A 12634-nucleotide genomic window follows, 5' to 3' on the forward strand; every position below is an offset into this window, starting at 1 on the left:
AAAGGGCATGAAATCTTATTATATTGAGAATAAAGAAACTTCATAAGCCTAGAATGTATTGTAAATACGGGATTTCTTTAAGACTAAATCAGTACCATTATGAGAAATAGTAAATTGACATGGATGATATTTGTAACTATAATTAAATCAGAAATACCAATTTACTTTTTTGCATAGATCATAGGGTGATGTCATGCAATGAATGGGTATATATAGCGTGACTCATCCAACATTTAGGGGGTGTATGTATGGTCATGAATGGTATTTATTTAGTTATTGCCTCAGCGTGTATCTTAATGTTAGGATATCGTTTTTATGGGGCATTCATAGCGGCGAAGGTATTAACTTTAGACAAGTATCGAATGACGCCGGCTATGGTTCACAATGATGGACACGATTATGTGCCTACGAATAAATGGGTCACATTTGGTCATCATTTTGCAGCAATTGCTGGGGCAGGTCCTTTAGTAGGACCGGTAATTGCAGCACAATTTGGGTACTTGCCAGGTACTCTGTGGATTCTTATCGGCTCCGTATTTGCTGGTGCAGTCCATGATATGGTTATTCTATTTGCATCTATTCGTTATGATGGTAAATCCATTGCGGATATTACACGTGAAGAGATTAGCAAAATTGCAGGTTTAGGTGCTATGCTAGCGACGTTATTCTTGCTTGTTATTACATTAGCAGGTATGGCAGTAGTAGTAGCCAATGCGCTTCACGGCTCTGCTTGGGCATTTTTCTCAGTGTTTGCAACAATTCCTATTGCAATTTTTATTGGTATTTATCTACAATGGTTGCGTCCGGGAAAAATTCAAGAAGCAACAATCATTGGGGTTGGTCTTATTTTTGCAGCTATTATCTATGGTCCCAATGTAGCGGCTAGCGAATATGCATCTTGGTTTATTTATGATTTGAAAACAATTGAAATTATGTTAGCTGTCTATGGCTTCTTCGCAGCAGCATTACCAGTTTGGTTGTTATTAGCTCCTCGTGATTACCTATCTACCTATTTAAAAATTGGTACTATAGGAGCCTTAGCACTTGGTATTCTAATCGTTATGCCTGAAATCCAAATGCCAGCAGTGACAGAATATATTTGGGGTGGCGGTCCTGTATTGAAAGGTTCTGTATTCCCATATATTTTCATTACCATTGCTTGTGGTGCTTTATCTGGGTTCCATACGGTTATCGCAACAGGTACAACACCTAAAATGTTAACAAATGAAAGAGAAGTATTACCTATCGGTTATGGTGGTATGTTAACAGAATCTTTCATTTCTATGATGGCAATGATTGCAGCTACTGCACTGCATCCAGATGATTATTTTGCAATCAACTCTACGGCAGAATCTTTTAGAGCCTTGGGACTTCAAGTGCATGAATTACCAGCGTTATCAGCTCTAGTAGGGGAAGACTTGATGCATCGTCCTGGTGGCGCTGTATCCTTAGCAGTAGGTATGGCACATATCTTCTCTCGCCTACCTAATATGGATCATTTATTGGGCTATTGGTATCACTTCTGTATTATGTTTGAAGCCTTGTTCATCATGACATTGATTGATGCAGGTACTCGTGTAGGTCGTTACTTATTACAAGAATTACTTGGCTTATACTGGCCTAAATTCAATGACCAACATTGGGCTCCTGGTGTATATGGTTGTGCTGCATTGATTTGTATCATGTGGGGATACCTAGTATTACAAGGTAACATTGGTACAATTTGGCCATTATTCGGTGTATCTAACCAATTATTAGGTACAATGACATTGGCAGTAAGTACAACAATCATCATGCGTTTAGGGAAAAAACGGTATGCTTGGGTAACAGGTGTTCCAACTATTCTTATGGCGATTGTAGCAGTCGCTGCTGATATTGAAAACGTATTCTTCAACTATATTCCAGCTGGTAAATGGATTTTAGTGGCCTTCTCTGTAGCTATGTTTATTATGATTCTTGTTGTATTAGTAGAGGCAATTCGTAGTTGGATTCGATTATCTACATTACCACAAGATTTTAGAACACAAGAAGAAGTAGAAGCTGAAAGTTACGCTAAACTAGCAAAACAAGCAGAAGCATAATATACATAATTAGTGTGTTAATGAAATAGACATGGTTCCTTGGGGACTATGTCTATTTTCATATTTTTCTTGCAATTCAGACTAGAATGTTGTACAATAATAAGGCTTATTGATGGTAAGCATCTTCCTACCCCTATGTAAGATAGGGGCGTTAGTCCGAAAGAGGAGGTGATTTTGTATGAACAAATACGAAGTCATGGTGATTGTGAAACCAGCTGATGAAGAGACAAACAAAGCTACTTTTGATAAAATTGAGGCTTTAATTGCTCGTGTTGGCGGTACAGTTGAGAAAGTTGACGTTTGGGGTAAACGCCGTTTAGCGTATGCAGTAAATAAACATACTGATGGCGTATACGTATTGATTAACTTTGAAGCAGCTCCTGGCGAAATCAAAGAAATCGACCGCGTACTTAAAATCGACGATAACGTTCTTAGACACCTGATTGTAAAACACGAAGAATAATAGCCTAAGGAGGTTGAGGATATGAATTCTGTACAACTTTTAGGGAATTTAGCTCGTGACCCTGAGGTGCGTTACACAAAAACTGGTCGTGCTGTTGCTACTTTCACAGTAGCTGCATCCAATACATATGTGGATCAAAATGGCGAGACTAAGGAACAAACAGCGTTTGTAAATTGTGTAGCTTGGGGAAAATTAGGAGAAGCTGCGGGAAACTTGCGTAAAGGCAGCCGTTGTTTTGTAGAAGGTCGTATTGCGACTCGTTCTTACGAAGCACAAGATGGTACAAAACGATATGTAACAGAAGTAGTTGCTAATTTCGTGGGACAAGCCTTAGATACGCAATCATTTGATGCCTTTGACGGTGGTGCATCCAATTTTGATGATTTTGGTGCAGGTTCCGGTACAGGCGCAGGTGAAGAAATTCCGTTCTAAGCTAAGAACTCCACAACTATATCAAAGGAGGTTTCTCAATGAGAAGAGATAGAGGCAGAAAACCAAGAAGAAAAGTATGTAACTTCTGTGTTGACCATGCTGATCAAATCGACTACAAAGATATTGCTAAACTTCGTCGTTTCACGACTGAACGTGGCAAAATTCTTCCACGTCGTATTTCTGGTGTTTGTGCTAAACATCAACGTAAATTGACACTTGCAATTAAACGTGCTCGTGCTATCGCGTTGTTGCCATTCACAGCAGAATAATTCAATACAAATATAAGCCCAGTAGCTAACTTAGTTACTGGGTTTCTTGTTTTCTAAAAGGGCTTTAAAAGGGTATAGTTTGAGTTCGTTGGCTCCCGGTTGGCACCACTTTTTATGCTTTTTTGCGTGCGGTTGGAACCACGTTTATTCTTCTGGAGTGTAGTTGGAGTTACCTTTTATATGTTTCCTATATAGCAGAGGGTCCTTGTAATATAGGGCTGGATGTATTTACAACATAAATTTTATATCATATATATTCTCCTATATAGTCTATAGAAATATATAAAAATGAGCAAAATTAATGATTGCTATGAGTTTTAGTTATTTGTCTAGATGTACAAGGAGGTATTATTCGGAACTAGAAAGCATGCACCTATTTTGTATACAAGATACATGATATAATACAGGTATATCATATACACAAAGCTTATACAGTAGATACATATGATATTATATGAAATGAGGTATACTATGAGAAAAGAACATGATTTTCTAGGTGAATTAGAATTAGCCGATGAGTTGTACTATGGAGTACAAACATTACGTGGTATTGAAAACTTTTTTATTACAGGTAAACAAATTGACTTAGATTTCGTAAAAGCTATGGCTATGGTAAAAAAAGCTTGTGCTTTAGCGAATATGAGTACTGGTCGTTTAGATGAAAAAATAGGTCAAGCGATTAGTCGTGCTGCAGATGAAGTGGTACGTGGTAATTTCAATGATCAATTTCCTGTAGATCCTATCCAAGGAGGAGCAGGTACTTCTTTTAATATGAACATGAACGAAGTATTAGCGAACCGTGCTTTGGAAATTTTAGGGTATGAAAAAGGTCAATATGACATTGTATCTCCGAATAACCATGTGAATATGGCACAATCTACAAATGATACATTCCCAACAGCTATCAAAGTATGTGCGATTATGAAAAGTAAACCTTTATTAATGGCACTTCGTCGCTTAGCGGATGAATTAGATAAAAAAGCAGAAGAGTACAAAGAAATTCTAAAAATGGGTCGTACTCACTTGCAAGATGCGGTGCCAATTACATTAGGTCAAGAAATGGGTGCGTATGCATCTGGCGTGCGCCGTGGTATTCGTCGTATCAAATCTGCTATGTTAGAAGCACATACTGTGAATATGGGAGCTACTGCTGTGGGTACAGGCTTGAATGCAGAGCCTACGTATATCAAAGCTGTTGTAGATGAATTATCCCGTGTGGTAGGAGAACCGTTCATTACGGCGGACAACTTAATTGATGCTACAAACAATACAGATGTATTTGCGGATATTTCTTCTGGATTGAAAGTAACAGCCTTAGTATTAATTAAAATGGCTAATGACTTCCGTTTAATGGCATCTGGCCCTCGTTGTGGTATTGGTGAGTTAAAATTACCTCCACGTCAACCGGGCTCTTCCATCATGCCAGGCAAAGTAAATCCAGTAATTGCGGAAGTATTGAACCAAACTTGTTACCAAGTTATCGGTAATGATTTGACAATTTCTCTTGGCGTAGAAAATGGACAATTCGAATTAAATGTTATGGAACCAGTGATTGCTTATAACTTGTTCAACTCTATGTGCTACTTAAAAAATGCGGTAAACACATTTGTAGATAAATTGTTAGTTGACCTTGAAGTAGATAAAGAACAATGTGAATATTGGTTAGAACGTTCTGTGGGTATCGTAACAGCTTTGTTGCCGCATATTGGTTATGAAAATGCCTCTGCTTTGGCAAAAGAAGCGTTGGAAACTGATCGTAGCGTAAAAGAAATCATTCTAGAACAAGGATTGTTAACGAAAGAAGAAATGGATTATATTCTTTCTCCGAAAGAAATGACGCGCCCTGGTATTGCGGGTCAAGATTTAGTAAAAAATCCTGGAAACTAATGTATATAAAGGAACTGCTTAGAAATAGGCAGTTCTTTTTTGTTGTGCCGAAGTAGTTGAGCTAGGTAGTCTATGTGGGCATTCTTTAGTATAGCTCTTATAGATAAGCTCTCTGTAACACGTAGTAGGAGTTATATTGGTATGGAGCTTGTATGAATCTAGTATATGTACTAGCTTATGCTACATGAGAGATGTAATGTGTGTACAATGTTGGTACGACATATAGTGAAAAAAATAGTGGGTACTTCTAATATAGGGTGTAACTATAACAACTTATATATAAATCGAGAGAGAAAAATTCGCAGTTTAGTATATAATCCGCTTAGGGTGGTGTATAATAAAGGAATAAAGGAGTTTGATTATGAATGTATATATAGCAGTGGCTATTGGTGGGGCTATTGGTGCCATGACGCGGTATGGCATTGGACAGTATATGGTCACGAAAGGAGCACTGTATCCTTGGGGAACGGTGCTAGTAAATATCATAGGTTCCATGTTTATTGGATTGGGTATGGCATATATTGAAGGGCAACCTAATGTATCACCTTGGGTTAAACTGTTATGTATTACAGGGTTTTTAGGTGGACTTACAACCTTTTCTACCTTTATCTTTGAAGGATATATGCTGCAAGAGAAAGGTTTGTGGTATATGCTATCCTACATGGGTGGACAGGTATTGGTTGGGTATGGCCTGTGCGGGCTAGCTTTCACCATTGGTAAACGAATGTGGGGATACTAAAATGAAAGAAATACATGTAAAAGATGCAGTGGGTCAAGCGCTATGCCACGATATTGTGCGCATCGTCATTGGAGAGGTGAAAGACACACCATTTAAACGAGGACACATCATCAGAGAGGAAGATGTGGAATTATTATTGCAACTAGGAAAAGAGCATATTTATGTAATGGAAGAATCCGACTATAATTTGGTTCATGAGGAGCAAGTAGCAGAAGAATTATATCGTTTCTGTGAACATCCATCTCTCAGCCCTACCCCAGTACAACAAGGCAAGATTGAAGCCTTGGCAAATCATAATGGTGTATTGACCGTGGATGTAGAAGGATTGCATGAAATCAATAGTATTGGGGAGTTGACCATTGTTACAAGATTACACGGCACACCTGTAAAAGCTGGGCAACCGGTAGCAGGCATGCGATGTATTCCATTATTATTAGAAGCATGGCAGTTAGAAGAAGCGAAACGATTACGTGAAGGTAAGGAGCCTATCTTACAAGTCTATCCATTTGTGCGTAAAAAAATGGGTATTGTTACTACAGGTAGTGAAGTCTTTGCAGGGCGCATTCAAGATGCTTTCACAGCGGTTATCCAAGACCGTGTAGCGGATTATGGTGTGGAACTGGTAGCTCATGAAATTGTGCCAGATAATACAGATCAAATTGTGGAGGCCATAGACAAAGTAAAGTCCCAAGGGGCAGAGATTATATTCTGCACGGGTGGTATGAGTGTAGATCCTGATGATTTAACTCCAGGTGCCATTGCACGTCGTGCGAAAGAAGTAGTTACTTATGGGCTACCAGTGTTGCCAGGCTCGATGGTGTGCATTGCGTATTTGGAAGATGGTACGCCAGTACTGGGGGTACCAGGTGGTGTGTTGTATAATAATCCGAGCGCTTTTGATGTGATAACGCCACGTTTATTAGCAAATGTACGAATCACAAAAGAAGATTGCATTCGTATGGGGCATGGTGGCTTTCAATCAAAATAAGTAAAATTTTGAGAAGAATGTAGTTGACAAAATCAAATCCTATCTATAGAATAGGAATAAAATTAAGTGTTTTATATTGAAGTCTAAGTAGAGGAGAATAAGTATGGCTGTTGTAAAAAATGCAATTGACTTAATTGGAAACACACCAATGTATCGAATTCCAGATACTAATGTATATGTGAAATTAGAAAAATACAATGCCGGTGGCAGTGTAAAAGATCGTGCTGTTCTTGGTATGTTGCAAGATGCGCAAGAAAAAGGCTTAATTAAAAACGATACTATTATTGTAGAAGCCACAAGTGGTAATACCGGTATTGCTTTAGCTATGCTAGGTGCTATGTTGTCCATTAAAACAATCATTATTATGCCTGAAAGTATGAGTAAGGAACGTCGTGAATTAATTAAAGCCTATGGAGCACAATTAATTTTAACTCCAAAAGAATTAGGTATGAAAGGTGCTCTTGGAAAGGCACAAGAAATTCTTGATAACTATCCTAATGCAGTGACTTTGGGGCAATTTGTTAACCCCGCAAATCCACATGTACATTATGAAACAACAGCGAAAGAAATTTTGCGTGATGTGCCTAACGTAGGTATCTTCGTAGCTGGTATTGGTACAGGTGGCACCTTCACAGGTGTAACAAAAGCTTTAAAAGAACAACACCCATATATTAAAGCGGTGGCCGTAGAACCAGAAGGATCTCCAGTTATTTCTCGCGGTACTGGTGGGGTTCATAAAATTCAGGGTATTGGAGCTGGATTTATTCCAGAAAACTTCGACTCTTCTTTGATGGATGAAGTACAAACAGTAACCGATGAAGATGCCATCGAAGAAGTAGCTAACTTCATGCGTGAAACTGGTATTGGTATTGGTATTTCATCAGCAGCTGCGATTTTTGTGGCTCGTCAATATGGTCGTAAATTCCCAGATGTAGATGTTGTCGTGGTAGCTCCAGATGGAGTAGAAAAATATCTATCTATGATTCAATTTGAAAGTGTAGATTGGATTCATTCTTAATCGATTGTGATACAAAAGATAGCATGGTCTAGGCCATGCTATCTGTGTATAGGGAGGAATTTATGAGAGAGGTATGGAATTCTATTCGATACAATATACAGCGTGTATTACAATCTGATCCAGCGGCCACCTCTTGGTATATGGTAGTGTGGACATATCCTCATATAACAGCATTATTTTGGCATTTTTTTGCGCATCGTCTATATCGAAAAGGTTGGTTTACTTTGGCCCGGCGAGTAGCATTACATGCACGTCGAGTAACGGGCATAGAAATTCACCCAGGCGCGCAAATTGGTAAAGGCTTATTTATTGACCATGGTATGGGGGTTGTCATTGGTGAAACCGCTATTATAGGAGATAATGTGACACTGTTTCATGGGGTCACCCTTGGAGGGATGGATTCTCGTAAGATAAAACGTCATCCTACGGTGGAAGATAATGTGCTTATCGGTGCAGGCACAAAGGTGCTAGGTGATATTACGGTAGGAAAAGGTTCAAAAATAGGTTGTAATCTGGTCATTAAACGAGATGTACCAAAGAATGTGATCATTTTTGAAACGGAACCAGAGCATATTATATATCGTCGCCCTAAAGTAGATCGTTTTGACAAAGGATCCTATGTACCACGACGGCATGCGTTGCCATTAGAGCCAAATGACTTTACTGATCATATGGCTTGGCACATTTAGGAGGAATGATGAAAGAGTTACGATTAGGTATCATTCAATTAGCTACAGAGATTGGACAAATAGATAGTAATTTTGAAACAGTGGAAACTTGTGTACGAGCGATTGCTAAGCAAGGCGTGGATGTAGTAGTATTGCCAGAAACTTGGAATACGGGCTTTATGACGGGTCCAGAGTTACATGCATTGGCAGATGAATCAGGTCAACGGGCGCAAGCTTTGTTGGGTGAATTGGCGCAATCAGAACATGTGAATATCTTTGGTGGATCAGTGGCTGTTAAAGAAGGAGACACTATCTACAATAGAACCTATGTATACAACCGCAAAGGGGAATTGCTATCTACGTATGATAAGATGCATGGGTTTAGTCCTGCCAAAGAAAATGAATATTTCACGGGTGGTAATTCGATTCATAACTTTACATTAGATGGTGTGCTTTGTTCCAGTGCCACATGTTATGATATTCGTTTTCCCGAACTAATTCGTAAATCAGCATTACAAGGGATAGAATTATTCTTTTTGCCAGCTCAATGGCCATTGTTACGTTTACATCATTGGCAAATATTAAATCAAGCTAGGGCTATAGAGAATCAAATGTTTTTCTGTAGTGTTAATGGTTGTGGAACTATTGGTAAATTACCAATGGCAGGTCACTCGATGGTAGTAGACCCTTGGGGTGAAGTGTTATTAGAATGTGATGAAACGCCGCAAACTCACATAGTAACTATTGATTTAGACATTGTAGACCACATTCGCTCTAAAATTAATGTGTTCCGTGATAGAAAACCAAATTGTTATTAATAGAATTAGTATGCATTTTAGGAATATATATAATTGACCATAGGTATTGCCAAGATGTAATACCTATGGTATAGTATATAAGTACTCAGTACACGGCCCCGTGGTGTAGCGGTTAACATGTCGCCCTGTCACGGCGAAGATCGTCGGTTCAAATCCGATCGGGGTCGCCATTTTTTTTACCTATTTTTAAGCAAATATATCGATTTATATACTTGCCTCGGTAGCTCAGTCGGTAGAGCAACGGACTGAAAATCCGTGTGTCGGCAGTTCGATTCTGCCCTGAGGCACCATGTACATATCCTCATGCGGATGTGGTGGAATGGCAGACACGCCATCTTGAGGGGGTGGTGAGCGTACGCTCGTATGGGTTCAAGTCCCATCATCCGCACCAAACGAGGGCCTATAGCTCAGGGGTAGAGCAACCGGCTCATAACCGGTCGGTCCCTGGTTCAAATCCAGGTGGGCCCACCATAAGAAACCATCTCACATTGTGAGATGGTTTTTGTTATCTATAGATGTTCATTGTATAATGAAAGAGAAGATTACAGATATGGCACTTTCAAAACGATTAGAACAAGTATTACATATGATTCCACAATGTCAAACGGTGGCAGATGTGGGTACCGATCATGGGTATTTAGCAGTGGCTTGTATAGAAGAAAAAGTGGCTACACAAGTTATCGCTATTGATGTGAATCAAGGCCCTTTGGAATCCGCTAGAGGATTGATAAAAGAACGGAAATTAGAAAATTATATTACATGTAGATTAGGAGATGGATTAGCTGTCACAAAAGAAGGAGAAGTAGACTGCGCAGTCATTTGCGGCATGGGTGGAGAATTGATGCAACACATCATTACGGTAGGCCCTGAATTGTTACATACCTATGTATTACAACCACAAAGCCATCGACGAGAGTTGAAACAATTTTTAGTAGATCAAGGGTATGGCATTATTCAAGAAGCATGCTTAGTAGAGGGTAACCAATATTATGATATGTGGTTAGTACAACGAGGCGCTACTTCCGTGTATAATGAGCTATCTAGAGAATCGATGTTATGGGAATATGGTGCTTTGTTACAACAAGAACAATCTGAAGTTTGGACACAGCACATACAACGTAGAATTGAAACGTTGCAATCTATCCTACAACATATGCGTGATACAGCGAAATCCAGTGATGCTATTCAGGTGATGGAACAAGAAATGAAGGCATTACAAGGTATTTTACAATAGGTACAGGTGAAACTTTTACCATTAAAAAAGTATAACCATTGATGAGTATGGAACGTTACATCATACCTTGAGTGGTGGATAGGAGGTATATATGGTAACTATGAAAGATATTGCTCAAGCCATTGAAAGTCAAGCGCCATTGCAGTTGCAAGAGTCTTGGGATAATTGCGGATTACAAGTGGGATCTATGAGTTCAACTGTGCAACGTGTGTTAACGGCATTAGATGTGACGCCAGAAGTAGTAGCAGAAGCGATAGAGCAACAGGTAGATGCGATTGTGACACATCATCCGATGATTTTTAAAGGTATCAAATCTATCAACACGGATACGATGCAAGGAAAGATGATTAAAGATCTATTATGCCATAGGATTAATGTGTATAGTGCGCATACGAATTTGGATGTTACAGCTGGTGGTCTTAATGACGAAGTGGCTATACGACTAGGGTTACAAGATATACAAGGGTTAGAAGAAACGGGACGTGACGTGGCTTATAAAGTGGCTGTTTATGTACCTATTACACATAGTGAACAACTTCGCCAAGCCATGGGCAACGCGGGGGCAGGTCATATCGGCGCGTACAGTCATTGCAGTTTTTCTGTTGCTGGAGAAGGAAGGTTCTTGCCCTTAGAAGGGACGAACCCTTTTATTGGTCAGGTAGGGGCAATTGAAACTGTACAGGAAGAACGAGTGGAAACGGTAGTGCCTAAAAAGCTATTAGGTCAGGTGTTAGCGGCTATGAAAGAAGCCCACCCGTATGAAGAAATTGCCTACGATATAGTAGCTTTAGAGAATGCGTATGATGCACACTATATTGGTCGCATTGGCAATTTACCGCAATCACTATCGATAGGGGAGTTCAAAGAAGTATTACAATCTGCATTCCCTCATAGTACATTGCGTTGGGGTGGAGCTAAGCAATCATCTATTCAACGTATAGGTCTATGTACGGGTAGTGGAGCGGAGTTCATTAAGATAGCAGCTAAGCAAAAAGCAGATGTGTATATTACTGGGGATGTCAAATACCATGATATGCAACTAGCAAAAGAATTAGGAATCACAGTAGTGGACGCGGGCCATTATGGTACAGAATACATGAGCCAAACAGTATTGAAACGAATGATAGAAAGAATTTTCACAACTCAAGAAGTAGAGGTCATAGAAAGTAAAGTACAAAGAGATTTTTTCTTTGAAGTCTAAGCACTTTCGGTTTATAATGTATAAGAGAGGTATTGACCCTCTCGGTGGTCTATGCTAGACTTAAACAGTAAGTATGAAAGGCGATTGCAAGTCTACTTGACTTGAGGAAAGTCCGAGCTCCATAGGGCAGGATGCCGGCTAACGGCCGGCGTGGGTGACCATAGGGAATAGTGCCACAGAAAAGTAAACCGCCACCTTTGGGTGGTAAGGGTGGAACGGTCGCGGTAAGAGCGCACCAGGTACATGGTAACATGTATGCTCGGTAAACCCCATCCGGAGCAAGGCCGAATAGGAAAGGGTTAAGGGTTGCCCGCCTACCTTTCGGGTTGTGCCGCTTGAGCGTATAGGCAACTATGCGCCTAGAAAGATAATCGCCACTGCGAAAGCAGGACAGAACTCGGCTTATTGATTGCTTGCTCAAAACCGCTCTTCGGAGCGGTTTTGTTATTGTAGGAGGTATTGTGATGAAACTAGAATCGATTAACAACTATGAAGATTTTAAAGCTGTTGTAAAAGGTGAGGATGAAATCGTCTTAGCTTGCTTTACAGCAGAATGGTGTTCTCCTTGTCAATCTATGAAAGAAGAACTGGATGTGTTACATGATGAATTGCAAGGTGTAGCACGTATGATTGCTATTGATATTGATTTAGCTAAAGAGATTGCTTTAAAAGAAGATGTGCAAGGTGTACCAACAATTATCTGCTATAAAAAAGGAAAAGAGAAAGATCGCGTAGGAGGCTATAAGAAGGCAGCTTCTGTACGTAAATTATTGAAACTATAAATAGAGGATATAAAAATATTTTTACAAATTAGTGATTAATGTTCTATAGAAGGA

At 39.5% G+C, this 12634-nt stretch carries 13 protein-coding genes, 4 tRNA genes and 1 other RNA gene; all 18 read left to right on the forward strand.

What is annotated here, in order from left to right:
• Positions 1–248: 248 nt before the first annotated feature.
• Entirely contained in the window at positions 249–2081 is a 1833-nt protein-coding gene (locus tag EO114_RS05650) for a carbon starvation protein A (RefSeq protein ID WP_009353099.1), read from the forward strand.
• 178 nt (positions 2082–2259) lie between these two features.
• Positions 2260–2544 (forward strand): 30S ribosomal protein S6, encoded by a 285-nt coding sequence (gene rpsF, locus EO114_RS05655; protein WP_009353064.1) that lies wholly within the window; start codon positions 2260–2262, stop codon positions 2542–2544.
• Between the two features lie 21 nt (positions 2545–2565).
• Positions 2566–2976 (forward strand): single-stranded DNA-binding protein, encoded by a 411-nt coding sequence (locus tag EO114_RS05660; protein ID WP_127062033.1) that lies wholly within the window; start codon positions 2566–2568, stop codon positions 2974–2976.
• Between the two features lie 38 nt (positions 2977–3014).
• Positions 3015–3245 carry a 30S ribosomal protein S18 gene (gene rpsR, locus EO114_RS05665; protein WP_009353119.1) on the forward strand — a complete coding sequence of 77 codons (231 nt, stop codon included), beginning with the start codon at positions 3015–3017 and terminating at the stop codon, positions 3243–3245.
• A gap of 471 nt (positions 3246–3716) precedes the next feature.
• On the forward strand, positions 3717–5132 hold the full coding sequence (locus EO114_RS05670; RefSeq protein ID WP_009353123.1) for an aspartate ammonia-lyase: 1416 nt from the start codon (positions 3717–3719) through the stop codon (positions 5130–5132).
• Between the two features lie 361 nt (positions 5133–5493).
• Positions 5494–5871, forward strand: a complete 378-nt coding sequence (locus tag EO114_RS05675) for a CrcB family protein (RefSeq protein WP_062401384.1) — start codon at positions 5494–5496, stop codon at positions 5869–5871.
• A 1-nt stretch (position 5872) separates the two neighbouring features.
• Positions 5873–6859: a molybdopterin-binding protein gene (locus EO114_RS05680; protein ID WP_127062035.1), complete on the forward strand. Its 987-nt coding sequence runs from the start codon at positions 5873–5875 to the stop codon at positions 6857–6859.
• A gap of 103 nt (positions 6860–6962) precedes the next feature.
• Positions 6963–7877, forward strand: a complete 915-nt coding sequence (locus tag EO114_RS05685) for a PLP-dependent cysteine synthase family protein (RefSeq protein WP_127062037.1) — start codon at positions 6963–6965, stop codon at positions 7875–7877.
• A gap of 62 nt (positions 7878–7939) precedes the next feature.
• Positions 7940–8566, forward strand: a complete 627-nt coding sequence (gene epsC, locus EO114_RS05690; RefSeq protein WP_127062040.1) for a serine O-acetyltransferase EpsC — start codon at positions 7940–7942, stop codon at positions 8564–8566.
• A gap of 8 nt (positions 8567–8574) precedes the next feature.
• Entirely contained in the window at positions 8575–9363 is a 789-nt protein-coding gene (locus tag EO114_RS05695) for a carbon-nitrogen family hydrolase (protein ID WP_009353113.1), read from the forward strand.
• A gap of 94 nt (positions 9364–9457) precedes the next feature.
• Positions 9458–9533 (forward strand) — tRNA-Asp (locus EO114_RS05700).
• 44 nt (positions 9534–9577) lie between these two features.
• Positions 9578–9653, forward strand: a tRNA-Phe gene (locus EO114_RS05705).
• 15 nt (positions 9654–9668) lie between these two features.
• Positions 9669–9754 (forward strand) — tRNA-Leu (locus EO114_RS05710).
• A gap of 5 nt (positions 9755–9759) precedes the next feature.
• Positions 9760–9834 (forward strand) — tRNA-Ile (locus EO114_RS05715).
• A 58-nt stretch (positions 9835–9892) separates the two neighbouring features.
• Entirely contained in the window at positions 9893–10597 is a 705-nt protein-coding gene (locus tag EO114_RS05720) for a class I SAM-dependent methyltransferase (protein ID WP_126940720.1), read from the forward strand.
• Between the two features lie 91 nt (positions 10598–10688).
• Complete coding sequence (locus EO114_RS05725; protein ID WP_126940719.1) at positions 10689–11798, forward strand: Nif3-like dinuclear metal center hexameric protein; 1110 nt, start codon at positions 10689–10691, stop codon at positions 11796–11798.
• 67 nt (positions 11799–11865) lie between these two features.
• An RNA gene (gene rnpB, locus EO114_RS05730) (RNase P RNA component class A) lies at positions 11866–12219 on the forward strand.
• Between the two features lie 43 nt (positions 12220–12262).
• Positions 12263–12580, forward strand: a complete 318-nt coding sequence (locus EO114_RS05735) for a co-chaperone YbbN (protein ID WP_127062042.1) — start codon at positions 12263–12265, stop codon at positions 12578–12580.
• Positions 12581–12634: the final 54 nt, after the last annotated feature.

Origin of the sequence: Veillonella sp. 3627, from assembly GCF_003992195.1 — a bacterium.
In the GTDB taxonomy this organism is placed as follows: Bacteria; Bacillota; Negativicutes; order Veillonellales; family Veillonellaceae; genus F0422.